Origin of the sequence: Streptomyces sp. NPDC006430 (assembly GCF_040612395.1) — a bacterium.
In the GTDB taxonomy this organism is placed as follows: domain Bacteria; phylum Actinomycetota; class Actinomycetes; order Streptomycetales; family Streptomycetaceae; genus Streptomyces.
Genome location: NZ_JBEXQA010000005.1, coordinates 40,952 through 65,046, shown reverse-complemented (window position 1 = coordinate 65,046; position 24,095 = coordinate 40,952). Strand labels below are relative to the sequence as shown.

The 24,095-nt window shown below is 70.4% G+C and carries 23 protein-coding genes; 14 read left to right on the top strand and 9 right to left on the bottom strand.

What is annotated here, in order from left to right; genetic code table 11:
• Nucleotides 1–70: 70 nt before the first annotated feature.
• Both ABZZ20_RS10085 and ABZZ20_RS10080 read left to right on the top strand, forming a co-directional pair.
• Nucleotides 71–466 (top strand): MerR family transcriptional regulator, encoded by a 396-nt coding sequence (locus ABZZ20_RS10085; RefSeq protein ID WP_356868729.1) that lies wholly within the window; start codon nt 71–73, stop codon nt 464–466.
• The gene (locus tag ABZZ20_RS10080; RefSeq protein ID WP_356868727.1) at nt 466–1,482 is read left to right on the top strand and encodes an aldo/keto reductase; all 1,017 of its coding nucleotides are present in this window, start codon (nt 466–468) and stop codon (nt 1,480–1,482) included. Before ABZZ20_RS10085 ends, ABZZ20_RS10080 begins: the two co-directional genes overlap by 1 nt.
• Here ABZZ20_RS10080 and ABZZ20_RS10075 read toward each other — a convergent pair.
• The 3 genes from ABZZ20_RS10075 to ABZZ20_RS10065 form a co-directional block, all read right to left on the bottom strand.
• Nucleotides 1,479–2,366, bottom strand: coding sequence for a DUF4429 domain-containing protein (locus ABZZ20_RS10075; RefSeq protein ID WP_356868725.1), 888 nt, complete (start codon nt 2,364–2,366; stop codon nt 1,479–1,481). The two genes, ABZZ20_RS10080 and ABZZ20_RS10075, sit on opposite strands and share 4 nt — an antisense overlap.
• Before the next feature lie 75 nt (nt 2,367–2,441).
• Nucleotides 2,442–3,581, bottom strand: a complete 1,140-nt coding sequence (locus ABZZ20_RS10070) for an alpha/beta hydrolase (protein ID WP_356869128.1) — start codon at nt 3,579–3,581, stop codon at nt 2,442–2,444.
• A gap of 177 nt (nt 3,582–3,758) precedes the next feature.
• Nucleotides 3,759–4,403: a TetR family transcriptional regulator gene (locus tag ABZZ20_RS10065; RefSeq protein ID WP_356868723.1), complete on the bottom strand. Its 645-nt coding sequence runs from the start codon at nt 4,401–4,403 to the stop codon at nt 3,759–3,761.
• A 131-nt stretch (nt 4,404–4,534) separates the two neighbouring features.
• Between ABZZ20_RS10065 and ABZZ20_RS10060 the strand changes: the two genes are divergently transcribed.
• Both ABZZ20_RS10060 and ABZZ20_RS10055 read left to right on the top strand, forming a co-directional pair.
• Complete coding sequence (locus ABZZ20_RS10060) at nt 4,535–6,151, top strand: MFS transporter (protein WP_356868721.1); 1,617 nt, start codon at nt 4,535–4,537, stop codon at nt 6,149–6,151.
• A gap of 209 nt (nt 6,152–6,360) precedes the next feature.
• Entirely contained in the window at nt 6,361–6,762 is a 402-nt protein-coding gene (locus ABZZ20_RS10055) for a peptidase inhibitor family I36 protein (protein ID WP_356868719.1), read from the top strand.
• On the opposite strand, the gene ABZZ20_RS10050 is transcribed toward ABZZ20_RS10055, so the two are convergent.
• Together ABZZ20_RS10050 and aceE are read right to left on the bottom strand one after the other, a co-directional pair.
• A complete protein-coding gene (locus tag ABZZ20_RS10050; protein WP_356868717.1) occupies nt 6,743–7,564 on the bottom strand; it encodes a potassium channel family protein in 822 nt (273 codons plus the stop codon). The two genes, ABZZ20_RS10055 and ABZZ20_RS10050, sit on opposite strands and share 20 nt — an antisense overlap.
• Before the next feature lie 82 nt (nt 7,565–7,646).
• Nucleotides 7,647–10,379, bottom strand: coding sequence for a pyruvate dehydrogenase (acetyl-transferring), homodimeric type (gene aceE, locus ABZZ20_RS10045; RefSeq protein WP_356868715.1), 2,733 nt, complete (start codon nt 10,377–10,379; stop codon nt 7,647–7,649).
• Between the two features lie 446 nt (nt 10,380–10,825).
• On the opposite strand from aceE, the gene ABZZ20_RS10040 reads away from it, so the two are divergent.
• The 6 genes from ABZZ20_RS10040 to ABZZ20_RS10015 all read left to right on the top strand — a co-directional run bounded on the left by ABZZ20_RS10040 (nt 10,826) and on the right by ABZZ20_RS10015 (nt 15,286).
• Entirely contained in the window at nt 10,826–11,254 is a 429-nt protein-coding gene (locus ABZZ20_RS10040; RefSeq protein ID WP_356868713.1) for a DUF3052 domain-containing protein, read from the top strand.
• 172 nt (nt 11,255–11,426) lie between these two features.
• Nucleotides 11,427–11,885 (top strand): peroxiredoxin, encoded by a 459-nt coding sequence (locus ABZZ20_RS10035; protein WP_356869126.1) that lies wholly within the window; start codon nt 11,427–11,429, stop codon nt 11,883–11,885.
• 139 nt (nt 11,886–12,024) lie between these two features.
• The gene (locus ABZZ20_RS10030) at nt 12,025–12,600 is read left to right on the top strand and encodes a TerD family protein (RefSeq protein WP_030160471.1); all 576 of its coding nucleotides are present in this window, start codon (nt 12,025–12,027) and stop codon (nt 12,598–12,600) included.
• A 129-nt stretch (nt 12,601–12,729) separates the two neighbouring features.
• Entirely contained in the window at nt 12,730–13,305 is a 576-nt protein-coding gene (locus ABZZ20_RS10025; RefSeq protein WP_356868711.1) for a TerD family protein, read from the top strand.
• Nucleotides 13,306–13,331: 26 nt separating this feature from the next.
• On the top strand, nt 13,332–14,447 hold the full coding sequence (locus tag ABZZ20_RS10020; protein WP_356869124.1) for a DUF475 domain-containing protein: 1,116 nt from the start codon (nt 13,332–13,334) through the stop codon (nt 14,445–14,447).
• Between the two features lie 98 nt (nt 14,448–14,545).
• The gene (locus ABZZ20_RS10015; protein ID WP_356868709.1) at nt 14,546–15,286 is read left to right on the top strand and encodes a Tellurium resistance; all 741 of its coding nucleotides are present in this window, start codon (nt 14,546–14,548) and stop codon (nt 15,284–15,286) included.
• Nucleotides 15,287–15,425: 139 nt separating this feature from the next.
• Here ABZZ20_RS10015 and ABZZ20_RS10010 read toward each other — a convergent pair whose 3' ends face one another.
• Nucleotides 15,426–16,190, bottom strand: coding sequence for a TerD family protein (locus ABZZ20_RS10010; RefSeq protein ID WP_356868707.1), 765 nt, complete (start codon nt 16,188–16,190; stop codon nt 15,426–15,428).
• Between the two features lie 194 nt (nt 16,191–16,384).
• Here ABZZ20_RS10010 and ABZZ20_RS10005 point away from each other — a divergent pair, with 194 nt between their 5' ends.
• The 4 genes from ABZZ20_RS10005 to ABZZ20_RS09990 are packed head-to-tail and all read left to right on the top strand — an operon-like array spanning nt 16,385 to nt 21,694.
• Nucleotides 16,385–17,551, top strand: a complete 1,167-nt coding sequence (locus ABZZ20_RS10005; protein WP_356868705.1) for an HpcH/HpaI aldolase/citrate lyase family protein — start codon at nt 16,385–16,387, stop codon at nt 17,549–17,551.
• An 8-nt stretch (nt 17,552–17,559) separates the two neighbouring features.
• Entirely contained in the window at nt 17,560–20,202 is a 2,643-nt protein-coding gene (locus ABZZ20_RS10000; protein WP_356868703.1) for a phosphoribosyltransferase, read from the top strand.
• A complete protein-coding gene (locus tag ABZZ20_RS09995; RefSeq protein ID WP_356868701.1) occupies nt 20,199–21,038 on the top strand; it encodes an HAD family hydrolase in 840 nt (279 codons plus the stop codon). The genes ABZZ20_RS10000 and ABZZ20_RS09995 overlap by 4 nt, the downstream gene beginning before the upstream one ends.
• The gene (locus ABZZ20_RS09990; RefSeq protein WP_356868699.1) at nt 21,035–21,694 is read left to right on the top strand and encodes an O-methyltransferase; all 660 of its coding nucleotides are present in this window, start codon (nt 21,035–21,037) and stop codon (nt 21,692–21,694) included. Before ABZZ20_RS09995 ends, ABZZ20_RS09990 begins: the two co-directional genes overlap by 4 nt.
• On the opposite strand, the gene ABZZ20_RS09985 is transcribed toward ABZZ20_RS09990, so the two are convergent.
• The 3 genes from ABZZ20_RS09985 to ABZZ20_RS09975 form a co-directional block, all read right to left on the bottom strand.
• The gene (locus ABZZ20_RS09985; protein ID WP_266629577.1) at nt 21,695–21,898 is read right to left on the bottom strand and encodes a zinc ribbon domain-containing protein; all 204 of its coding nucleotides are present in this window, start codon (nt 21,896–21,898) and stop codon (nt 21,695–21,697) included.
• Nucleotides 21,899–22,020: 122 nt separating this feature from the next.
• The gene (locus tag ABZZ20_RS09980) at nt 22,021–22,563 is read right to left on the bottom strand and encodes a DUF4383 domain-containing protein (RefSeq protein WP_356868697.1); all 543 of its coding nucleotides are present in this window, start codon (nt 22,561–22,563) and stop codon (nt 22,021–22,023) included.
• Between the two features lie 280 nt (nt 22,564–22,843).
• Nucleotides 22,844–24,088 carry a hypothetical protein gene (locus ABZZ20_RS09975; RefSeq protein WP_356868695.1) on the bottom strand — a complete coding sequence of 415 codons (1,245 nt, stop codon included), beginning with the start codon at nt 24,086–24,088 and terminating at the stop codon, nt 22,844–22,846.
• Nucleotides 24,089–24,095: the final 7 nt, after the last annotated feature.

Sequence of the window (24,095 nt, the reverse complement as noted above, 5' to 3'; positions counted from 1 at the left end):
GTTCTCCACGCTCTCCATGCGGCCGAGCCTACTTGCTTGGAGTGCACTCCAAGGTTTTAGCGTGGTGGCCATGAGCCTGACGGAGACGCGGTACACGATCAGCGAGGTCGAGGCCCGAACCGGTCTGACCCAGCACACCCTGCGCTGGTACGAGCGGATCGGCCTGATGCCGCACGTGGACCGTTCCCACTCGGGACAGCGCCGGTTCAGCGACAAGGACCTCCACTGGCTGGCCTTCGTGGGCAAGCTGCGGGCCACCGGGATGTCGGTGGCCGACATGGTCCGCTACGCCGAACTCGTGCGCGAGGGCGAGCAGACCGTCGACGAGCGCCGCGAACTGCTGGAACAGACGCGGCGCGAGGTGCGGGCGCGGATCGCGGAGCTCACCGACGCACTCGCCGTACTGGATTTCAAGATCGATATGTATGCCATGGGCACGACGACGGGGAAGAAGGCGACACAGTAATGACACAGAACACCACCATCGAGCAGGTCGAACTCGGCAAGGGCGGTCCGCGGGCCGGCATCCAGGGCCTCGGGTGCATGGGCATGAGCGAGTTCTACGGGGACACGGACGAGGCCCTGGCCCGCGAGACCCTGGAGGCGGCGCTGGCCGCCGGAGTCACCCTGTTCGACACCGCGGACGTCTACGGGCGCGGCCAGAACGAGGAGTTCATCGCACCGTTCGTGGCCGCGCACCGGGACGAGATCACCCTCGCGACCAAGTTCGCCATCGAGCGTTCGGACGACCCGCGTTACCGGGGCATCCGCAACGACCGCGCATACATCCGGGAGTCCGTGGAGAACAGCCTGCGGCGTCTCGGGACCGAGGTGATCGACCTGTACTACATGCACCGGCGGGACCCGGCCGTGCCATTCGCCGAGTCGGTGGGCGCCATGGCGGAGCTGGTGCAGGAGGGGAAGGTGCGCTACCTGGGGCTGAGCGAGGTCACCGGCGCGGAGCTGAAGGAGGCGTACGCGGTGCACCCGATCGCGGCGCTCCAGTCGGAGTGGTCGCTGTTCAGCCGGGACGTGGAGCGCAGCGCGGTGGGTGCGGCGGCGGAGCTGGGCGTGGCCTTCGTGCCGTACTCCCCGCTCGGGCGCGGCTTCCTGACCGGCGCCTTCACGGACGCGGCGGAGCTGTCGGAGGGCGACTTCCGCGCGTTCCAGCCCCGGTTCACCGGTGACAACGCCAAGGCCAACGCGGAGCTGCTGGCACCGGTGCGGGAGATCGCGCAGACGCACGGGGCCACCCCGGCGCAGATCGCGCTGGCCTGGGTGCACCAGCAGGCGCAGGTGCACGGGCTGACGGTGGTCCCGATCCCGGGCACCCGCAAGCCGAGCCGCCTCGCCGAGAACACCGCGGCGACGCGGATCACCCTGACGCAGGCGGAGCTGGCACTGCTGGAGCCGATCGCCTCCCGGGTCGCGGGGGACCGCTACCCGGACATGACCTGGACGTCGGCGGCCAGGGACTCCTAGGCCTGGGCCGTATCGGCCGCGAAACGGTCGCGGAGGGCCGCGTACTCGGCGTCCGTCAGCAGGCCCGCGCCGTGCAGCTCGTTCAGATGGTGCAGGCGCTCGTCCGCGTGGGCCCGGGAGTGCCCTCCCGCGGAGGCCGGGGCGGGCACCGAGGCGACCGGGGTGCGGCCGCGCAGGGCGGCCAGGACGGCCGCCGCGAACGGCAGTGACTCGTGCACCGCCCCGTACCCGACGCCGAACACCGCGGCGGCCAGGTCGTGGTCGGGCCGCGGGTCGCCCGTGGCGTCCCGCGGCAGCAACCGCAGGTGGCCGCCCGGTCCTTCCGGCGAGCGCCACTCGACGCCGGTCAGCGCGCTCAGCGCGTAACGCTGGTCGCCCGCCTTCCACTTGGTGCTGGTGGCACCCGTACGCGACCAGTGGAAGGTGACGGCCGAACCGTCGAAGGCCAGTCGCGCGTCGTACGCCTTCAGTTGGAGCGGCGGCTCCGGCACCCGGACGAGGAAGCGCCCGGCCGGCTCGGCCGCCTCGGGTCCCAGTCGGTCCCGCAGTGCTCCGGCGAACTCGGCCACCTGTCCGGACCGGTCAGCGGCCAGCACCAGTCGGTACGGGTCCCAGGCCGCCCGCAACTGCCCGGCGGCGGCCTCCATCAGCGGATCCGCCCCCGGCCGCGGTACGGCGTGCAGGACCACCGCATCCCGTTTCCCCCCGGATCCGGTCGCGCTGACGGTCACCCCGGACAACGCCTCGAAGGGGATCCTCCGTGCCCCGAGGGCGTGAAGGAGTCTCGGCGTCCTCGGCGTTCTCATCCCCCGTGCGAAGCGGATGAGTATCGAGTCCGAGTCGAACTCCCAGACGGCATGATTTCCGGCCAGTACGTCACCCATGCGGCACATGGTAAAGGGACGCACCCCCGTGCGTCCCCCTTGGTGCGGAGCCCGTTTTCCAGCTCTCTACGCGGGTCAATCCCCGTCTGTCCCGGAAATTCCACGGCGGCATGCATCGTCCCCGGTCGCGCACATGATGGAACCGAACGTGCCGGTTCCGATTTTGGCGAAATTGTCCAGAGAGCCGGTACCTGGCTCGAAATAGCCGGTGTGCAGCTTGGCTCCCGCCGAGGACAGTAGCCGCGCCCCGAACTCCGGCGACACCGGATCCGCCCCGTGGCCCACCCCGCCGACCTCCAGGTGCGGCACGTCCGCGATCCAGTCACCGGAGTCCCGCGTGGCCCACACCCGCGCGGAGGTGTGCAGGTCGGCGACGGACTCCGCACGCATCCCCGGGCTGCCCGCCACCACCAGGTCCGTCACCCGGTCCGGCAGCGCGTGCGCGGCGACCCCGCACACCACCGAGCCGTAGCTGTGGCAGAACAGGGCCACGCTCGCGTCCCCCGGCAGCGCCGCGGCCAGCGCCTCCAGCCGTACGGAGCCGTCCACCGCCATCCGCCCGGTCGCCGCGTCCATCCCGACCCCGGTCGGCGCGGTGTAGCCGGCCCAGGCGATGACCGCGGTCCGGCTGCCGGGAGCCGCCGCGCGCTGCGCCTCGTACAACGACTGCGCCATGCCCACGGGGGCCGTGAGACGGCGTTGGGTGCGCTCGAAGGTGAGGACGTCGGTGTCGACACCGGGGACGATCACCGAGATCCGGCCGGCCCGTTCGAGGTCGCCGAAGACCTCGGCGACGCGCCCGCTGCCGGTGGGGTCGAAGGTGAGGATCTGTCGGCCGGGCTCCGTGAGCGCCGCGAACCGGTGGGCGCGCCGACCGGCGGTGGTGCGGTCGGCCGGGGTCAGGCTGACGTCCCGGCTGCGGGCCTCCTCCACCTGCTCGGCCTGCTCCAGGGCCCGCAGGTTCGCCCGGTAGCGGAGCGGGGCCGGTACCCCGTCGAGGTTGCCGACGACGAGGGGGTACCCCTCGGCGAGACGGGCCCGTTGGGAGGCGTCCAGGTCGGCGAAGAAGCGGGCCACCGCCCGTACAGGGGCGTCGGCGGGCGGCACCGACCGGCCGTCGATCCGGGCCGTGGACCAGGCGGCGAGGGCGGCTGCCCGCAGCGAGGTGCCGGCGTCGGGGCGGTGCACGGCGGTCCAACCGGTGGTCGCCAGCATGAGGAAGACCACCGCGAGCGCGAGCAGGGTGCGCAGGGCGGCGGGGCGCGGGTCGGCGCCGGCGGTGGAGTGGGCGAGGCCGTGCAGGTTCACTGGGACCAGCGTAGGAGACCGGATCCGGCCACGGTGCCCGGGGTGACCGGGTTCACGGCCGACTGCGGTGCTCCGTACGCCGGCTCAGCGCCAGTCAGCGGCGAGGGCCGGGCCGATCTGGTCCAGGTAGGCCTCGGTCATCTGCCGGATCGCGGCCACGCTGGCGTCCTCGCCCTGCCCCCACAACCGCCCCGTGACCCTCATCACCCCGCAGAACGCGGCGACGGCCACCCGCGGCCGCGGATCGGCGTCCACGTCCAGGCCTTCACGCTCGGCGACCAGTCGGGCGATGCGCTCCTCCAGGTCGGTGGAGCGGCGCAGGTGGACGGCGAGCAGTGCTGGGGTCGACTCGATGAGTAGGTAGGTGCGCATGTAGAGGTCGACGGGGACCACGTCGCAGAGGGCTTGGTCGAGGGTGTCCCAGGCGTCGAGGACGGCGCTCCGCAACGCCTCGAAAGGGCCCTCGGCGGCCGGTCGTGCGCGCAGCGCGGCGACGAAGTGCGACTCGACCAGGTCCTGGACGGCGAAGGCGACCTCTTCCTTGTTGGCGAAGTACCGGAAGAAGGTGCGCTGGGAGACGTTCACGGCGTCGGTGATCTCATCGACGGTGGTGTGTTCGTAGCCCTGCGCCGTGAAGAGGAGGAGGGCGGCGCGCAACAGGGCGTCCCGGGTGCGCCGCTTCTTGCGTTCGCGCAGCCCGGGCGCCGGCACCGGCCGCTCGTCGGTCATCACTGCGGGGTGTCCTTTCCACATGCCGATCTGACGCTGAGTGAGCGGTCAGGGTACCTGTGACGGACCTGACAGCCGCGGTACTGCTCACCCGTTTGTGAAGTGTCAGAAGCTGTCACTAGCCTGTTCGCATGACTAGTCAGATCACCGTCGACGACCAGAACGGTTGGGGCCCCGCCAAGGGGCCGGGCTCGGGACCGGTCCGCTCCGGGCTGCGCGGCCACCCCTGGCTGACCCTCTTCGCCGTGGCGATCGGCGTCATGATGGTCACCCTGGACGGCACGGTCGTCGCCGTCGCCAACCCCGCGATCCAGCAGGACCTCGGCGCCACGCTCGCCGACGTCCAGTGGATCACCAACGGTTACCTGCTCGCCCTCGCCGTCTCCCTGATCACCGCCGGCAAGCTCGGCGACCGCTTCGGACACCGGCAGACCTTCCTCATCGGCATCGCCGGTTTCGCCGCTTCCTCGGCTGCGATCGGCCTCTCCTCCAGCGTCGAGCTCGTCATCGGCTTCCGGGTGGCGCAGGGACTGTTCGGCGCGCTGCTGATGCCCGCCGCGCTGGGCCTGCTGCGCGCCACCTTCCCCGCCGAGAAGCTCAACATGGCCATCGGCATCTGGGGCATGGTCATCGGTGCCTCGACCGCCGCCGGGCCCATCGTGGGCGGCCTGCTCGTGGAGAACGTGAGCTGGCAGTCCGTCTTCTTCGTCAATGTGCCCGTCGGCATCCTCGCGCTGGCCTTCGGGCTGTTCATCCTGCTCGACCACCGCGCCGAGAACGCCCCGAGGTCCTTCGACGCCGTCGGCATCCTGCTGCTGTCGGCCGCGATGTTCTCGCTGATCTGGGCGCTGATCAAGGCCTCGGAGTGGGGCTGGGGCGACGGCCGGACGCTCCTGTTCCTCTTCGTCTCCGTGGTCTGCTTCGTGTGCTTCGCCGTCTGGGAGACGAAGGTCACCGAGCCACTGATCCCGCTGGGCATGTTCCGCTCGGTGCCGCTGTCCGCGGGCACCGTGCTCATGGTGCTGATGGCCTTCGCCTTCATGGGCGGCCTGTTCTTCGTCACCTTCTACCTGCAGAACGTGCACGGCATGAGCCCGGTCGACAGCGGCCTGCACCTGCTGCCGCTGACCGGCATGATGATCATCGGCTCGCCGTTGGCCGGCGCCGCCATCACCGCCGTCGGCCCGCGGATCCCGCTGGTCGCGGGCATGGTCGCCACCGCCGCCGCCTGTTTCGGAATGTCCGCCCTCACCCCGGGCACCGGCACGCTCGCCATGTCGCTCTGGTTCGCCCTCCTCGGCATCGGCCTCGCGCCGGTCATGGTCGGCGCCACCGAAGTCATCGTCGGCAACGCCCCGCTGGAGCTGTCCGGCGTGGCCGGCGGCCTCCAGCAGGCCGCCATGCAGGTCGGCGGCAGCCTCGGCACCGCCGTCCTCGGCGCGGTCATGGCGAGCACGGTCGGCAACTCCTTCGGGGACAACTGGCAGGCCGCACAGCTGCCCCCGCTCACCGCGGAACAGCTGGGCCAGATCGAGAAGGGGGTCCAGGTCGGACTCGCTCCGGTCCCGCCCGGAGCCCCGGCGCCAGTCGCCGAGGCCATCACCAAGGTCGCGCACGACACGTTCGTGTCCGGCATGAGCACCGCCTTCACCGTCGCCGGCTGCGTCGCGGTGCTCGCCGCGGTCGTCGCCTGCTTCACCAAGCGCGGAGAGAACGCCGCCGCGGGGGCGGGCGCCGCCCACGTCTGAGCCGCCTCGCGGGCCGTCCCCGACGCCCCGCGCACGCGTCAACCGCGTACGCACTCCAGCCCCGCCGGACGGATCCGGCGGGGCTGTCGCCTATCCGGGTGGACCCGCCCCCAGCCCCTTCCGTACAGCCGTCACCGCAGGTCAGCGTGGTGTCTGCGGCTCCCCGGAAGTGGTCCGGGGAGCCCGTGTCCACAAGGAGTTGACCTGTCATGCGTACGAGTTCACCCGCCCGCCCCGCCACCGTCCTGGCCGCGACCTTCCTGGCGCTCGCCGCCCTGGTCCCGAGCACGGCGAGCGCCGCACACGCCGCCGGCGCGCCGCCGGGGAAGGCCCCCGCCTGCGCCACCGGGCAGCTGTGCCTGTGGGCTAAGCCGGAGTTCAAGGGCACACGTCGCGCCCACGAGCTCAGCACCCTGGACATCAACAGCTGCACGGCGCTGCCCGCCGGCACCAGCGCCCAGTCGCTGATCAACCGCACCGGCCGCCCGGTCACCACCTACCAGTCCGCCGAGTGCGCCGAGACCGGCGAGTTCCAGACCTACCCGGGCGACGGGGTCTGGCTGCCCGCATCGCCCTACCTGGTCAGGGCCTTCAAGGTGTGGGACCGCTAGCGGCGCCCGTCGCCGCAGCCGCTCCGGGCGTCTGGGCCGGTACCTCTGCCCCCGCCTCGGCCCCCGCGCCCGGGGCGGCCACCGAGCTCAGCCGACCGACCTCGGCGCGCAGCGCCCGTACCTCCGCGGTCAGTTCGGCGATCGCGGCGGTCTGTGCCCGCTCCACCAGGTCGTCGCGCTCGAAGCGGGAGATGAACCAGGCCGCGATGTTGGCGGTGACCACACCCAGCAGCGCGATGCCGGACAGCATGAGCCCCACCGCGAGCACCCGACCGAGCCCGGTCGTGGGGGAGTGGTCCCCGTACCCCACCGTCGTCATGGTGGTGAAGCTCCACCACACGGCATCGCCCAGGTTCCTGATGTTCCCGTTGGGGGCGTCCCGCTCCACGCTGAGCACGGCCAGGGATCCGAACATCAGCAACCCGACCACCGCCCCCGCCACGTACGTGGTCAGTCGGATCTGCGGAGCCATCCGGGCCCGCCGGCCCACCAACAGCAGGGTGGACACCAGCCGCAGCAGCCGCAGCGGCTGGAACATCGGCAGCAGCACCGCCCCCAGGTCCAGCCAGTGGGTCCGTACGAAGGCTTTTTTGTCCGTCGACAGGCCCAGCCGCATCAGGTAGTCGGCGGCGAAGGCCCCCCACACCACCCACTCGGTGACCGTGCAGGCACGGTGCACGTCCGCGTCCGCGTCGGGTGCGACGATCGGCACGGCGTACGCGACGGCGAAGGCCACGGCGAGCACGAGCAGCGGAGTCTGACTCCGCCGCTCCCACCGCAGCTGGCGGGAGGGTTCCTTCATACGGAGCATCGTAAGGAACGGATAAAGCCCAGCGGGCCCCCGGCAGTGCCGAGGGCCCGCTGCGAAGTCGACCAGGTTGACGCTACGCGTCGCCGCCCGCCGCACCCGGGTCCGCCGCCGTGACGTCCAGCAGCCGGTACCGGTCCACGGCCTGCTTCAGCGCGGAGCGGTCGACCTTGCCGTCCTTGGCCAGCTCGGTCAGCACCGCCAGCACCACCGACTGCGCGTCGATGTGGAAAAAGCGCCGGGCCGCACCACGGGTGTCCGCGAAGCCGAAGCCGTCCGCACCCAGCGAGGTGTACCTGCCGGGCACCCAGCGCGAGATCTGGTCCGGGACGGAGCGCATCCAGTCCGAGACCGCCACGAACGGCCCTTCCGCATCCGTCAGCTTCCGCGTCACGTACGGAACGCGCTGCTCCTCCTCCGGGTGGAGCAGGTTGTGCTCCTCCACCTCGACGGCCTCGCGGCGCAGCTCGTTCCAGGAGGTCGCCGACCAGACGTCCGCCCTGACGTTCCACTCCTCGGCCAGGATCCGCTGCGCCTCCAACGCCCACGGCACCGCCACGCCCGAGGCCATGATCTGCGCCCCGATCTCGCCGGACGTGCCCGTGGACACCCGGTGGATGCCCTTCAGGATCCCGTCCACATCGACGTCCGCCGGCTCGGCCGGGTGCTGGATCGGCTCGTTGTAGACGGTCAGGTAGTAGAAGACGTCCTCGGCATCGGGCCCGTACATCCGCCGCAGACCGTCCTTGACGATGTGCGCGATCTCGTAGCCGTAGGCCGGGTCGTACGCCACGCAGCCCGGGTTCGTCGAGGCCAGCAGCTGGGAGTGGCCGTCAGCGTGCTGAAGGCCCTCACCCGTCAGGGTGGTCCGCCCGGCGGTCGCCCCGAGGACGAAACCGCGCGCCAGCTGGTCGGCCATCTGCCAGAACTGGTCACCCGTGCGCTGGAAACCGAACATCGAGTAGAAGACGTAGACCGGGATCAGCGGTTCGCCGTGCGTCGCGTACGCCGACCCCGCGGCGATCAGCGAGGCCGTGCAGCCCGCCTCCGAGATGCCGTCGTGCAGCATCTGGCCCGTCGGGGACTCCTTGTACGCGAGCAGCAGGTCACGGTCGACCGCCTCGTACTGCTGGCCCAGCGGGTTGTAGATCTTGGCGCTCGGGAAGAACGCGTCCATGCCGAAGGTGCGGTACTCGTCCGGGGCGATCAGCACGAACCGCCTGCCGATCTCCTTGTCCCGCATCAGGTCCTTCAGGACGCGTACGAACGCCATGGTGGTGGCGATCGACTGCTGGCCCGAACCCTTCTTGGCGCCCGCGTACGCCGTGTCGTCCGGCAGTTGCAGCGGCTTCGCGCGCACCACGCGGGTCGGCACGTAGCCGCCCAGCGAGCTGCGGCGGTCGTGCATGTACTGGATCTCCGGCGAATTGCGGCCCGGGTGGTAGTACGGCGGGGCGCCACCCTCCAACTGCGCGTCCGTGATCGGGATGTGCAGGCGGTCGCGGAAGCGCTTGAGGTCGTCGACCGTCAGCTTCTTCATCTGGTGCGTCGCGTTGCGGCCCTCGAAGTTCGGGCCGAGCGTCCAGCCCTTGACCGTCTGCGCCAGGATCACCGTCGGCTGACCCTTGTGGGCCTTGGCCGCCGCGTACGCCGCGTAGACCTTCTTGTGGTCGTGGCCGCCGCGGCCCAGGTGCTGGATCTGCTGGTCGCTCATGTTCTCGACCATCGCGCGCAGCCGCTGGTCGTCACCGAAGAAGTGCTCACGGATGTACGCGCCGGACTCGGTGGCGTACGTCTGGAACTGCCCGTCGGGGGTGATGTTCATCTTGTTGACCAGGATGCCGTCCCGGTCCTGCGCCAGCAGCGGGTCCCAGGAGCGGTCCCAGATCAGCTTGATGACGTTCCAGCCGGCGCCGCGGAACTGCGACTCCAGCTCCTGGATGATCTTTCCGTTGCCGCGCACCGGGCCGTCGAGCCGCTGCAGGTTGCAGTTCACGACGAAGGTCAGGTTGTCCAGGCCCTCGCGGGCGGCGATCGACAGCTGGCCGAGCGACTCCGGCTCGTCCATCTCACCGTCGCCGAGATACGCCCAGACGTGTGACGTGGAGGTGTCGGCGATCCCGCGCGCCTCCATGTACCGGTTCATCCGGGCCTGGTAGATCGCGCCGAGCGGGCCGAGGCCCATCGAGACGGTCGGGAACTCCCAGAAGTCCGGCATCGAGCGCGGGTGCGGGTAGCTGGACAGGCCGTACGGGGCCTTCGACTTCTCCTGGCGGAAGGCGTCGAGCTGCTGCTCGGAGAGCCGGTCCAGCAGGTAGGCGCGGGCGTAGATGCCGGGGGAAGCATGGCCCTGGAAGAAGATCTGGTCGCCGCCGTCGCCCTCGTCCTTGCCCCGGAAGAAGTGGTTGAAGCCCACGTCGTAGAGGGAGGCGGAGGAAGCGAACGTGGCGATGTGGCCGCCGACGCCGATACCGGGACGCTGCGCGCGCGAGACCATCACGGCCGCGTTCCACCGCGTCGCGTTCAGAACCTTCCGCTCGATCTCCTCGTTGCCGGGGAAGAACGGCTCGTCCTTGGTGGCGATCGTGTTGACGTAGTCCGTGCTGCGCATCTCGGGCACGGCCACGCGCTTCTCGCGGGCCCGCTCGATCAGGCGCAGCATCAGGTAGCGGGCGCGCTCGCGGCCCCGCTCGTCGACGGCGGCGTCCAGGGAGTCGAGCCACTCCTGCGTCTCTTCCGGATCGAAGTCCGGGACCTGGCTCGGCAGGCCGCCAATGATGATCGGATTGCGATCGGATGCGGAAGCCACGCTGTTCCTTCGCTGTCAGGGGAGTCGTGCCTTGGGTTCGCCGCCTCCCATGGTCTTACGCTCGGTCGGAATCGTCACCCGTACCACTGGGTAACCGCTGGCATCGGCGGCGATTCGGGGCGTCGTCGACGAGAGGTCCGGCCAAATCGCAACCTTACGCCCAAGAGGATCAGTCGGTTCGGAAGGCCGTTCGTCCCTCAAACAGGTAGGAAAGCCGGTAAGGGTTGCCGATGATGTCGTATGAGCTGGAATGGTGTGGGATGAATCACCAGAGGTGCACACGGGGAGGCTGAAAGTTGCGGCGAGACGGCCGCAATCGTCACCGTTTCGACGGTCTCGACGGCCGGGTACTTGCGCGATCCGCCGCGCCCGTGTGGACTACGCCCAATGCTGCGCGTACGCGCGCCGCCAGAAGACATTCACCGAACATGAGCAGGAGGCACCCCGTGAGCGCGACCGCGGACCACGCGGAGAGCCTGGCCGCCCGGCTGGGTTTCCAGTCCGAACAGGTGGTCCAGGAGATCGGCTACGACGAAGATGTCGATCAGGAGTTTCGCGACGTAGTCGAGGAACTGATCGGCAACGACCTCGTCGACGAGGACTACGACGACGTGGCCGACGCGGTGCTGCTGTGGTTCCGCGACGAGGACGGTGACCTGACGGACGCCCTCGTCGACGCCACTGAGCTGGTCGAGGACGCCGCGCTGATCCTGCTGCTGACCCCCAAGACGGGCCGCCCCGGCTACGTCGAGGCCAGCGACATCAGCGAGGCCGCCCAGACCGCCGGCCTGTCGCAGACCAAGAGCGTCAGCGTGGGCAAGGAGTGGAACGCCAGCCGCTTGATGACCCCGAAGGCCGCCAAGTCCAAGCGCTGAGCCGCGCCCCGCAGCCAAGCGGACACACACCCCGCCAGCCGGAATCACCCCGGTCGGCGGGGTGTGTGCGTTCCCGGCACCCGGTCCCCCTAGGCTGGGACCCACCCGAACGGCCCAACTCCCCCGGACTTCGTCCGGGGGCCCCAGATGCAGGAACGAAGGGATGCGACAGATGGCGATCGAGGTCGGCAGCAAGGCCCCGGACTTCGAGCTCAAGGACAACCACGGTGCCACCGTGCGGCTCTCCGACTTCCGGGGGGAGAAGGCCGTGGTGCTGCTCTTCTACCCGTTCGCCTTCACCGGTGTCTGCACGGGCGAGCTGTGCGAGCTGCGCGACCAGCTGCCGCGGTTCCAGAACGAGGACGTCCAGCTCCTCGCGGTCTCCAACGACTCGGTGCCGACCCTCCGGGTCTTCGGGGAGCAGGAGAGCCTCGAATACCCGCTGCTGTCGGACTTCTGGCCGCACGGCGAGACCTCCCGGGCGTACGGCGTCTTCGACGAGGAGAAGGGCTGTGCGGTCCGCGGCACCTTCATCATCGACAAGGACGGCATCGTGCGCTGGACGGTCGTCAACGGCCTGCCCGACGCGCGGGACCTGAACGAGTACATCAAGGCCCTCGACAGCCTCTGAGCACTCCGGGCGGGTTCCCGGCGCAGTTCGCCGGGAAAGACGCCGGCAGGCGGGAACCCGTCACTAGGATCGGAACGTTGATCCCGGTAGTAACCGCACGACGGGGCACCGCCCCACACTTGAACCCAATGGAGGACCCGTGGGAGTCAGCCTCAGCAAGGGCGGCAACGTCTCGCTGACCAAGGCCGCGCCGAACCTGACGGCGGTCATCGTCGGTCTGGGCTGGGACGCTCGCACCACCACCGGTGTCGATTTCGACCTCGACGCCAGCGCGATCCTGACCAACGACCAGGGCAAGGTCGCCAACGACTCGAACTTCGTGTTCTTCAACAACCTGAAGAGCCCCGACGGCTCGGTCGAGCACACCGGTGACAACACCACCGGTGAGGGCGAGGGCGACGACGAGGCGATCAAGGTGAACCTGGCCGGTGTCCCGGCCGACGTCGCCAAGATCGTCTTCCCGGTCTCGATCTACGAGGCCGAGAGTCGCCAGCAGAGCTTCGGGCAGGTCCGCAACGCGTACATCCGCGTCGTGAACCAGGCCGACAACTCCGAGCTCGCGCGCTACGACCTCTCCGAGGACGCCTCGACCGAGACCGCCATGGTCTTCGGCGAGCTGTACCGCAACGGTGCCGAGTGGAAGTTCCGCGCCATCGGCCAGGGCTACGCGTCCGGCCTGCGCGGCATCGCTCAGGACTTCGGCGTCAACGTCTGAGCCCGCCAGCTTCACCCGTCCGGCGCCGTGCACTGTGTGTACGGCGCCGGACGTGCTTTGCAACGTTCCACCGTCGGCCCGCCGCGCGAGCGTGCCGCGATCACCACGTCGTCCGGGGAGGACCACAACATGGGCGTCACACTCGCCAAGGGGGGCAACGTCTCCCTGTCCAAGGCCGCACCGAACCTCACTCGGGTCCTGGTCGGTCTCGGATGGGACGCGCGTTCGACCACGGGGGCCGACTTCGACCTCGACGCCAGCGCGCTGCTGTGCCGCGACGGCCGGGTCCTGGGGGACGCGTACTTCGTCTTCTACAACAACCTGAAGAGCCCCGAGGGCTCCGTCGAGCACACGGGCGACAACCTCACTGGTGAAGGCGAGGGCGACGACGAATCGATCATCATCGACCTGACCAAGGTCCCGGTCGAGGTCGACAAGATCGTCTTCCCGGTCTCGATCCATGAGGCAGAGGCCCGCCGCCAGAGCTTCGGCCAGGTCAGCAACGCCTTCATCCGCGTCGTGAACGAGTCGGACGGCCAGGAGTTGGCCCGCTACGACCTCACCGAGGACGCCTCCAACGAAACCGCGATGATCTTCGGCGAGGTCTACCGGTACGGAGGCGAATGGAAGTTCCGTGCAGTGGGACAGGGGTACGCGTCGGGGCTGCGGGGCATCGCTCTAGACTTCGGGGTCAACGTTTCGTAAAGCCTTACAAAGACGATGGGATGCCAGTGGTTCTCAAAACCTTCGGCTGGTCGTTCGCAGTCACTGCGCTCGGTCTGGTCGCAGCGGTGTTCTACGGGGGGTGGACCGCGTTCGGGATCGTCGCGATCCTGTCCATCCTTGAGATCTCGCTGTCCTTCGACAATGCGGTGGTCAACGCCGGAATCCTGAAGAAGATGAACGCCTTCTGGCAGAAGATCTTCCTCACCGTCGGTGTGCTCATCGCCGTGTTCGGCATGCGCCTGGTCTTCCCCGTCGTGATCGTCGCGGTCACCGCCAAGATCGGGCCCATCGAAGCCGTCAACCTGGCACTGACCGACAAGGACCAGTACCAGCAGTTGGTCACGGACGCCCACCCGGCGATCGCGGCCTTCGGCGGTATGTTCCTGCTGATGATCTTCCTCGACTTCATCTTCGAGGACCGTGACATCAAGTGGCTCGCGTGGCTGGAGCGCCCGCTCGCCAAGCTCGGCAAGATCGACATGCTGTCGGCGTGCCTTGCGCTGATCGCCCTGCTGATCACGTCCATGACCTTCGCCGCCCATGCGCACCAGCACGGCGGGGCCCACGTGGACAAGGCGCAGACCGTCCTGGTCGCCGGCATCGCCGGCCTGATCACGTACATGATCGTCGGCGGTCTCTCGGGGTACTTCGAGAACCGACTCGAAGAGGAGGAAGAGGCCGAGCACGAGGCCGAAGAAGCGGCCAAGAAGAGCGGCAAGCCCGTCTCGGCCGTCGCCATGGCAGGCAAGGCCGCCTTCTTCATGTTCCTCTACCTCGAAGTCCTCGACGCCTCCTTCTCCTTCGACGGGGTCATCGGCGCCTTCGCCATCACCAACGACATCGTGCTGATGGCCCTCGGCCTCGGCATCGGTGCCATGTACGTCCGATCGCTCACGGTCTACCTGGTCCGCCAGGGCACCCTCGACGACTACGTCTACCTGGAGCACGGCGCGCACTACGCCATCGGCGCCCTCGCCGTGATCCTGCTCGTCACCATCCAGTACGAGATCCACGAGGTCATCACCGGCCTCGTCGGCGTGGTGCTCATCGCCTGGTCCTTCTGGTCCTCGGTGCGCCGCAACAAGCGACTGGAACTGGAGGGTTCCACTGCCGAGGCATGACCGCGGCGGTAATGCGGGAACGCTCCATGCGGGGCGGCCGGGCAGGTCCACGGACCGGCCGGGCCGCCCCGTCCGCGTAGGAAGAGGGGGGTAGGGGAATGGGATTCTTCGACGGGATCCGGGGCAGCCGAGCCCTGCAGTTCGATTCGGGCAGCGCCTCGTCGAACGCGATCGAGCTGACCAAGCGACATCCGACGGTGTCGCTCACCAAACAGGGTGCGGTCCACGGCAATCTTCGAGTCAACCTGTCCTGGCGCATGCGCACCTCGGACATCGGCGGTCGCGGCGGCCGGAGCGGCGGGCTCCTGCGCCACCCGTTCAAGCTGTTCAAGCCGGACATGGTGCAGGCGCACACCCAGGGCATGGTCAACGTCGACCTCGACATCGGCTGCCTGTACGAGCTGGCCGACGGCACCCGCGGCGTCGTCCAGCCGCTGGGCAACCTGCTCGGCGACATCAACAGCCCGCCGTACGTCAAGCTCAGCGGCGACGACCGCTTCGGGGCACCCTCCGGGGAGACGGTCTTCGTCAACCTCGACCACGCCGACGAGATCAAGCGGCTGCTGGTCTTCGTCTACATCTACGACCAGACCCCGGCCTTCGACCGGACGCACGCCATGGTCACCCTCTACCCGATCACCGGGCCACGGATCGAGATCCCACTGGAGGAGCGGCACCCGCAGGCCCGCTCCTGCGCCGTGCTCACCCTGGAGCACGTCAAGGGCGAGCTGATCGTGCGGCGCGAGGTGAAGTTCGTGTACGGGTTCCAGGCCGAGCTCGACCGGCTGTACGGGTGGGGCCTGCAGTGGGGCCGGGGCTACAAGAGCAGCAAAGCCTGACCGGAGGGGGCGGGGCGGGGACGCGGAGGGGGAGCGGGCGGGACCCCGGTCTTCCGCGGCCTCCCCCCCCGGCCTGCCCCCCAGCCTGCCCGCGGCCTGCCTGGAAGGCGCCGGGCAGGGAACCCCGGCGCCTTCCGCGTCAGCGGCGGATGAACTGCGGGCCCTGCACCGGCAGCCGGAACGTCGGGTCGCCGCCCGGGCTCGGCACCGGGGCCGGGGACACCGGCTGTGGGTACCCGTACGCCGGCTGCTGGGCCGGCGGGGCCTGCGTCGGTGGGGCGTGCGGGGTCGGCGGGCGCATCGCGGCCGTCTGCTCGGCGGTGGGCCCGGCCGCGGCCCCGGACGCATCCTCGGCGGCGTTCTCGTCCACGGAGATCCCGTGGTCGGTGGCCAGCCCCACCAGTCCGTTCGAGTAGCCCTCGCCCAGCGCCCGGAACTTCCACCCGTCGCCCCGGCGGTACAGCTCCCCGCAGATCAGCGCCGTCTCGGCGCCGGTCTCGGGCCGCACGTCGAAGTAGGCCAACGGCTCGGAGCCGCCGCTCGCCGTGGCGTCGTACAGCAGGATCCGCAGGTCCTGGACCTGCTGGAAGGGCACGTCCTCGGCGGACGCCACCACCAGGATGCGGTCCACGACCGCAGGCACCGCGCGCAGATCCGCCTGCACGGCGTCGGTGATCCCGTCGCCGAGCTGCTTCTTGCCGAGTCTCCAAACGGCCCCCGAGGGGTGGCGGGGCTGGTTGTAGAACACGAAGTCCTCGTCCGAGCGCACCCGCCCGTCCGGGCCCACGAGCAGCGCCGAGGCATCGACATCCGGCACCTCGGGGCCGTCGGTCCAGCGCAGCACCGCCCGGACCGCGACGGCGGTCACCGGGATGTTCGAGCCCTTCTGCATCGCGTGCGTCATGCCCGTCATCCTGCCCTCCCGGGGCGGCGCGGAACAACGCGGCCCCCCGCAGGACCTTGTCGCGAACGAAAGACCTGGGCATGGTGCAAGAGGGTTACCTGAACTTCATGTGCTTGGGGAACTCTTGACCCACATTCGTACGTACTATTACCGGCCACGCCAGTTGGGCCGCCGAGGCAGTACGGGGGAAGCACATGCGTCACTTTGGGCACATATCGCCCGCTGTCCGAAAGGACCTCTTCCACCAGGAGCCGGTCGAGTTCACTGCCGCCTCCTCCGCCCGCATTCTCGCCGCCGCCCTCGGGGCCACCCTCTACAGCCCGGCCACCCGACCGAGCCTCGCCGCAGACGTCCACAAGCAGGCCGGCCGCGGAGTCGTCTCCATGGTTCTCTGCCTGGAGGATTCCATCAGCGACGCCGAAGTCGCGGACGCCGAGCAGAACCTCGTACGACAGTTCGCCGACCTCGACGCGGACGGGAGCGAGCTGCCGCTCCTCTTCATCAGGGTGCGTACGCCCGAGCAGATACCCGACCTCGTGCACCGCCTCGGCGGCTCCGCACGGAGGCTGGCCGGATTCGTGCTCCCCAAGTTCACGGAGGGTCGCGGAACCGCCTTCCTCGACGCCGTGGCCCAGGCCGAGACGGAAAACGGGCACCAGCGGCTGTACGCGATGCCCGTTCTGGAGACCCCCGACCTCCTCCACCTCGAAAGCCGCGTCGAAACCCTCGCCGGCATCTCCCGCACGGTCAACCGCTACCGCGATCGCGTACTGGCCCTGCGCCTCGGCGTCACCGACTTCTGCTCGGTCTACGGCCTGCGCCGCACCCCGGACATGACCGCTTACGACGTCCAGATCGTCGCCGGCGTGATCGCCGACGTGGTGAACGTGCTGAGCCGCGCCGACGGCACCGGCTTCACCGTGACCGGACCCGTCTGGGAGTACTTCCGCAGCCAGCAGCGCCTCTTCAAGCCCCAGCTGCGCCGCAGCCCCTTCCTGGAGGAGGGCGCCGAAGAACTGCGCACCGCCCTCATCGAGCACGACCTCGACGGCCTGCTGCGCGAGATCGAACTCGACCGGGCCAACGGGCTCCTCGGCAAGACCTGCATCCACCCCGCCCACGTCACGCCCGTCCACGCGCTGTCGGTGGTCTCCCACGAGGAGTTCAGCGACGCCCAGGACATCCTGCGCCCGGAGCGCGGCGGCGGCGGAGTCATGCGTTCCGCCTACACGAACAAGATGAACGAGGTGAAGCCCCACCGGGCCTGGGCCGAGCGCACCATGCTGCGCGCCGAGGTCTTCGGCGTGGCGAAGGAGCAGGTCGGCTTCGTCGACCTGCTCACGGCCGGACTTCAGGTGTGAGCGGACCCATGACGGCAGCGAGTGCGGAGAGTCCGGCGGATACGGCGAGTACGGAGAGCCCGGCGAGCCCGGCGGGTACGGAGAGAGGCAAGACGATCGACGCGGTGTGGTCGGGAACCTGGGTGGCGGACCGACTGGGCGTACGCCTGGAAGAGGCTGGCGCCCCGGACGCGCCGCGGCTGGACGAGCTCCTCGGGCTGGCGCTGCGGCGCAACCCCAAGCGGGCCCACCTGCTGGTCTCGCAGGTGCTGGGCAAGCACGTCCCGCAGTCCCCGCAGACCGTCTACGCCGCCGGGTACGGGCTCGGGCAGCGGGTCCGGGAGCTCCTCGGCGAGGACGCCGCCCGGGCGCTGGTCCTCGGGTACGCCGAGACCGCGACCGGGCTCGGCCACTGCGTGGCCGACGGCCTCGGGACGGCCCCCTACTTGCACTCCACCCGCCGCCCCGTGCCGGGCGTGGATCCCGCGGGCGGGTTCGAGGAGGCCCATTCGCACGCCACCTCGCACCTGCTGCTGCCCGAGGATCCGCAGCTACTGGCCGGAGACGGGCCCCTCGTCCTCGTCGACGACGAGTTCTCCACCGGCAACACGGTCCTGAACACCATCCGCGACCTGCACGCCCGTCACCCCCGCACCCACTACGTGGTCGTCGCCCTCGTCGACATGCGCTCCCCGGCCGACCGCGACCGGCTCACCGACTTCGCCGCCGAACTCGGTGCGCGCGTCGACCTGATCGCCCTGGCCTCCGGCACGGTCCACCTCCCGGACGGGGTCCTGGCCAAGGGCCAGGCACTGGTCGAGCGGCACGAGACCCAGGGAGCGGAGCCTCCGGCTGCCGGAAGCCGGCCCCCGGTCGGGCGCATCGCACTGGACTGGCCCGCCGGGGTCCCGGACGGAGGACGGCACGGTTTCACCCCCGAGCACCGCGCCCGGCTCGACGCCGCCCTGCCGGCGCTGACCCGCCAGCTCACCGACGCACTGGGCACCGAGTCCGGCCGGGTCCTCGTCCTCGGCAACGAAGAGCTGATGTACGCGCCGCTGCGCCTCGCGCGGGCTCTGGAGGCCACGGGCACCGCGGCCGAGGTCCGGTTCTCCACCACCACCCGCTCGCCCGTGCTCGCCGTCGACGACCCCGGCTACGCCATCCGCACCCGGCTCGTCTTCCCCGCCCACGACGCCCCCGCCGACGGGCCCGGCGACCGGTACGCGTACAACGTCGCGGGCGCCGGCTTCGACACCGTCGTCGCCGTGGTCGACGCGCACGGGGACACCGGCGCGCTGCACGCCCCCGACGGGCTCCTCGCCCGCCTGGCCCCGCACGTGGGCCGGGTCCTGCTCGTGGTGGTCCCTTCGTACGCCCCGGCCGTTGCCGGGGGCGCTTCCCCCGAGGCCGCCCCCGACGACGCTTCCGACGAGACCCCTGTTACCTCCGGCGTTATCTCCGGCATTTCCTCCGGCGTTCCATCCGACGTTTCCTCCGACCGGCGGGAGCCGATCATGCCCGAGCCGATGTTGCCCGAGCCCCTGCGCGGACCCGACTTCTCCTCGTACGCCGCCGAGGACGTCGGCTGGCTGCTCCAGGACCTCTCGGACGTGGCGCTCGAGGCCCCGACCGAGGAGCGGGAGGAGGCCATCCAGGCCGGCGGCGCGCACTACGCCGAGTCACTGCCCGTCGAGTACCAGCCGTCCCCCCGGTACCAGGAGCTTTACCAGAGCGCGCTGATCGCCTCGGCCGCCCGGATGGCCCGGGCCGTCGGCACGGTCACCGAGACCGTCCTGGCCGAGCGGTCCCCCTCCCCGGTCCTGGTCTCGCTGGCCCGCGCCGGCACGCCCGTCGGCGTCCTGATGCGCCGCTGGGCCCGGGTCCGGCACGGCCTGGACCTGCCGCACTACGCCGTTTCGATCGTGCGGGGCCGCGGCATCGACGCCACCGCCCTACGCTGGCTCGCCGCCCACCACGACCCCGCCGACGTGGTCTTCGTGGACGGTTGGACGGGCAAGGGTGCCATCACCCGCGAACTGTCCGCCGCCCTGGAGGAGTTCCCCGGCTTCAACCCGGAGATCGTGGTCCTCGCCGACCCCGGCTCCTGCGTGTCCACGTACGGCACGCGCGAGGACTTCCTGATCCCCTCCGCCTGCCTCAATTCCACCGTTTCCGGACTGATCTCGCGTACGGTGCTCAGGTCCGACCTGGTCGGACCCACCGATTTCCACGGCGCGAAGTTCTACCGCGAACTCGCCGGAGCCGATGTCTCCGTCGACTTCGTCGACACCGTCGCCGCCCACTTCGACGAGGTGGCCGAGGCGGTGGACGCCGAGGTCAAGGAGCTGCTGGCGGCCGACCGCACGCCCACCTGGGAGGGCTGGGCGGCGGTGGAGCGGATCAGCGAGGAGTACGGCATTCACGACGTGAACCTGGTCAAGCCCGGTGTCGGCGAGACGACGCGGGTGCTGCTGCGGCGCGTGCCGTGGAAGATCCTGGCCCAGCGCGGCGCCGGGGCCGACCTGGACCACGTACGTCTGCTCGCCGAGCAGCGGGGCGTGCCGGTGGAAGAGGCGGACGGACTGCCTTACACGTGCGTAGGACTCATCCACCCCCGCTTCACGCGCGGCGCGACCGGCGCCGACGGAAAGGCTGTGGCCTCCAAGTGACTGTCCTGGTAGCCAGTGATCTCGACCGTACGCTCATCTACTCGACGGCCGCGCTCGGTCTCACCATGCCCGACCCGGTGGCCCCGCGGCTGCTGTGCGTCGAGGTACACGAGAGCAAGCCGCTGTCGTACATGACGGAGACCGCGGCGGCCCTGCTGGCCGACCTGACCGCCGATCCCGCGGTGGTCTTCGTCCCGACCACGACCCGGACGCGCAAGCAGTACCAGCGCATCCGCTTCCCCGGCCGCCCGGCGAAGTACGCGATCTGCGCCAACGGCGGGCAACTACTCGTCGACGGGGTGCCGGACCGGGACTGGCGGCGCCGGGTGGCGGCGCAGCTCGCGCATGAATGCGCCCCGCTGGAGGAGGTGCACGGGCACCTGCTGGCGACGGCGGACCCGGCATGGCTGCGCAAGGCGCGGGTGGCGGAGGACCTGTTCGCGTACCTGGTCGTCGAACGGGATCTGGTGCCGCCGGAGTGGATCAAGTCGTTGACGCGGTGGGCGGAGGGGCGGGGCTGGACGGTCTCCCTCCAGGGCCGCAAGATCTACGCGGTGCCGCGCCCGCTGACGAAGAGCGCGGCCATGCGCGAGGTGGCCCGCCGTACGGGCGCCTCCACGGCGCTCGCCGCAGGCGACTCCCTGCTGGACGCGGACCTGCTGCTGGCGGCGGACGCGGCCTGGCGCCCGGGCCACGGAGAACTGGCCGACGCGGGCTGGAGCGCACCGACGGTCACCGCCCTGGCCACGGCGGGGGTCCAGGCGGGCGAGGAGATCGTGCGCGCCTTCGCCCGGGCCGTCCGGGAGGCGCGCGAAGTCGGCACACTGGGCGCATGACCAAAGGCAACAGCACCAAGATCACCGACGAGCTCTACCGTTACATGCTCGACCACAACCCTCCGCTGGACGCGATCCAGGAGGGCCTGGTGGCGACGACGTACGAGAAGTTCCCGGACGTCGCCGGCATGCAGTCGGCGCAGGAGCAGGGCCCGCTGCTGGCCTTCCTGGTCCGGTTGACGGGCGCCCGTCACATCGTGGAGATCGGCACGTTCACCGGTTTCTCGACCCTGTCGATGGCCCAGGCGTTGCCGGCGGACGGCGTGCTGATCGCGTGCGACATCTCGCAGGAGTGGACGGCGTACGGTCGCGAGGCCTGGGAGGCGGCGGGCGTCGCCGACCGGATCGACCTGCGGATCGCCCCGGCGCTGGAGACGCTGAAGGCGATGCCGCAGGAACCGCACATCGACATGGCCTACGTGGACGCGGACAAGGAGAGCCAGATCGCCTACTGGGAGGAACTGGTTCCGCGCATGCGCCAGGGCGGGCTGATCGTCACGGACAACACCCTGTTCCACGGCACGGTCCTCGACGCATCGGCCACCGGTTCGGCGGCGGGCGTACGGGCCTACAACGACCACGTCTCGGCGGATCCCCGCATGGACTCGGTCCTGCTCGCGATCTCGGACGGCATCACCCTGTCGCGCAAGCGATAGCTAGCAGCAACCGCCCCCGCCGCAGCAACCTCCTCCAGAGGGTGCGGGGGCACTGCTGGTCCCGCCGACGGCGACGGCGGAGAGCAACTTGACGGTGTCGGCGTGCCCGGCCGGGCAGTCTGCGGGAGCGGACGACTCGGCCATGGGCCGGCTGACCTCAAAGGTGTCGTCGCAGGTCCGGCAGCGGAATTCGTAACGAGGCATGGCCCAAGGCTACAGAGCCGGCCGCCTTCGGCTCCAGCGCCCGCCGGACGTCGCCGTAGACCGCGCCCCGGACGAGGCCCGGTCCTGGCACCGGGCCCGGTCAGGCCTGTGCCGTGCCCCGGTCAGGCCCGTGCCGGGTGGGTCCCGGCCCGTGCCCGGTCCTCCCGGGCGGCCTCCTCGGGGTGGCGGGCGCGCCAGTACGGATTGTCGTGCGGCAGCGCGCTGCCCACCCGCCCGTACATCCCGAACCACATCAGCATCACGCCGACGACGAAGCTGAACAGCACGTTCTGGATCCTGAAGGCCAGGAAGTTCAGGCCGGTGTCCAGCAGGGCCAGATTGACGAAGCCGCTCAGGATGAACGCCACCCCGAGCACGATGTTCAGAGTGGAGGCGAAAGTGCCGCCGATCACCATCCCGACGAACAACAGCCCTCCGATGACGATCGACAGGACACTCAGCGCGCCGTTGGTGTTCAGGGCGAGCACCGTGTCTCCGCCCGTGTCGAAGAACCCGATCCGGTCGATGATCCCAAGGATGCCGAAGGCGACCAGCAGTAGCCCGGTCAGGCCGGCGCCGACCCGGTAGACCTTGCTGAGCTTGTGATCGGTGGGCAGATGCTCGTCGAGCCGGGCGTTGACGGGGTGCAGAACGCGTCGCAGCATCTCGGTCCCGCGCGAGCCCTGCGGTGCGTGGGTCGGATAGGGCTCATGGGCTACGTACGGTGCATAGGATTCATGAGGCTCGTGGCACCCGTACAGCGCATGAGGCGCGTATGACTCGTGCGACTCGTGCGACATAGGGGGTACCTGGGAATTCTGAGATCCCCGAGACGCCCGCGGCGCACGATGCTTGTGAGAAGTGTGGGCAGACATACCGCCCTCCTCTGCTCCGTTCCCGGCACCTCCAGCATCCGCCGCTGCCGCCCCCAGGACAACTCCGCTCTCACCCGACGACGCGTCGGCCCCGCATCTCCGCCACCACCCGGCCCACTGCCACCCGGACCTCCTCCATCTCCAGGAGGAAATGCCAGTAGTCGGGATGCCGCCCCTCCAGCCCTCCCAACGCCCGATCCACCCGGGCCACCGCCTCGTCCAACGGCCTCGCATGCCGCGGATCGGGCACACTGCGGCCCTCCATCGCCAGACGCTGCGCATCCCGGATCGCGAACCGCGTCCGCTGCACCTCCGCCTGCGGGTCCCGCGCCACCGCCTCCAGCCGGGACAGCCGGTCCTGCGCGGCCGACACCGCCTCGTCGGTGGCGTCCAGCGCACCCCGGACCGACTCGATCAGCGCAGCCACGTCTGCCCAACGCTGCTCATCGCGCGCCCGGGCGGCCTGCCCCAACTGCTCCTCGGCCCGCGCCACGTCCCGTACCGCCTGGTCCGGCACCTGCTGGAGGTCCTGCCAGCACGCCGCACTGAACCGCCGACGCAGCTCACTGAGGACCGGATCCACCCGGTCCGCCCGATTGCGCAGCGCCTGTGCCCGGGTCCGCAGGCTCACCAGCCGCCGGTCAATCTCCGCAGCCCGCTCCGGCAGCCGAGCGACCTCGGCCCGTATCGCCTCCGCATCACGCAGGATGCGGTCCGCCCGCTGGACGGTCTCCTGCACCCCGTGCTGCGCGGCGCCCTGGTTCAGCAGGGTCAGCTCCGGCCCGAGCGCGGCCAACCGCGCCGCGAACTCGTCGGCCCGCATCCCCTTCCCGCGTACCTCGTCCAGCGCCGCACTCGCGGCGAGCAGCGCGGCCCTGGCCCGCTCCCGGGCGGGCGCCACGCGCGCGAGCTGCGTCTCGGCCCGGTCCAGCAGCGGCTGCAACCCCTGCGCGAACCGGTCCAGCTCTTCCCTGACCCGCACGAGCTCGTCCCGCGCCCGCACCAACTGATCCCGCGCCCGCGCGGCGACGGCCCCTTCGAGATCCACCCTGTCGAGATCGTGCGCGTCGACGGCCTCGATGTAGACCTGGCTGACCTGGTCGATCCGCTGCCCGAGCGCGGCGAAACCCTCCCCGGCCTGGCGCGCCGCGGGCGACCCGTCGGCAGCCGCGATGGTCTCCATCGAGATCCGCAGATCCCGCTGCGCCGTATCCAGCTCGTAGAACGCGGCCGCGGCGGCATCCTTCGCCGCCTGCGCGTCCGCCCGCCGACTCTCGTCCCGCCCGCCGAACCACCGCCGGGATGCCGTCGTCACAATCCCT

Bases quoted from the DNA above. Each gene is read 5' to 3' on its own strand.
- ABZZ20_RS10085 (WP_356868729.1), top strand. From the start codon at position 71: ATGAGCCTGACGGAGACGCGGTACACGATCAGCGAGGTCGAGGCCCGA.
- ABZZ20_RS10080 (WP_356868727.1), top strand. From the start codon at position 466: ATGACACAGAACACCACCATCGAGCAGGTCGAACTCGGCAAGGGCGGT.
- ABZZ20_RS10075 (WP_356868725.1), bottom strand. From the start codon at position 2,366: ATGGGTGACGTACTGGCCGGAAATCATGCCGTCTGGGAGTTCGACTCG.
- ABZZ20_RS10070 (WP_356869128.1), bottom strand. From the start codon at position 3,581: ATGCTGGCGACCACCGGTTGGACCGCCGTGCACCGCCCCGACGCCGGC.
- ABZZ20_RS10065 (WP_356868723.1), bottom strand. From the start codon at position 4,403: ATGACCGACGAGCGGCCGGTGCCGGCGCCCGGGCTGCGCGAACGCAAG.
- ABZZ20_RS10060 (WP_356868721.1), top strand. From the start codon at position 4,535: ATGACTAGTCAGATCACCGTCGACGACCAGAACGGTTGGGGCCCCGCC.
- ABZZ20_RS10055 (WP_356868719.1), top strand. From the start codon at position 6,361: ATGCGTACGAGTTCACCCGCCCGCCCCGCCACCGTCCTGGCCGCGACC.
- ABZZ20_RS10050 (WP_356868717.1), bottom strand. From the start codon at position 7,564: ATGAAGGAACCCTCCCGCCAGCTGCGGTGGGAGCGGCGGAGTCAGACT.
- ABZZ20_RS10035 (WP_356869126.1), top strand. From the start codon at position 11,427: ATGGCGATCGAGGTCGGCAGCAAGGCCCCGGACTTCGAGCTCAAGGAC.
- ABZZ20_RS10025 (WP_356868711.1), top strand. From the start codon at position 12,730: ATGGGCGTCACACTCGCCAAGGGGGGCAACGTCTCCCTGTCCAAGGCC.
- ABZZ20_RS10015 (WP_356868709.1), top strand. From the start codon at position 14,546: ATGGGATTCTTCGACGGGATCCGGGGCAGCCGAGCCCTGCAGTTCGAT.
- ABZZ20_RS10010 (WP_356868707.1), bottom strand. From the start codon at position 16,190: ATGACGCACGCGATGCAGAAGGGCTCGAACATCCCGGTGACCGCCGTC.
- ABZZ20_RS10005 (WP_356868705.1), top strand. From the start codon at position 16,385: ATGCGTCACTTTGGGCACATATCGCCCGCTGTCCGAAAGGACCTCTTC.
- ABZZ20_RS10000 (WP_356868703.1), top strand. From the start codon at position 17,560: ATGACGGCAGCGAGTGCGGAGAGTCCGGCGGATACGGCGAGTACGGAG.
- ABZZ20_RS09990 (WP_356868699.1), top strand. From the start codon at position 21,035: ATGACCAAAGGCAACAGCACCAAGATCACCGACGAGCTCTACCGTTAC.
- ABZZ20_RS09985 (WP_266629577.1), bottom strand. From the start codon at position 21,898: ATGCCTCGTTACGAATTCCGCTGCCGGACCTGCGACGACACCTTTGAG.
- ABZZ20_RS09980 (WP_356868697.1), bottom strand. From the start codon at position 22,563: ATGCTGCGACGCGTTCTGCACCCCGTCAACGCCCGGCTCGACGAGCAT.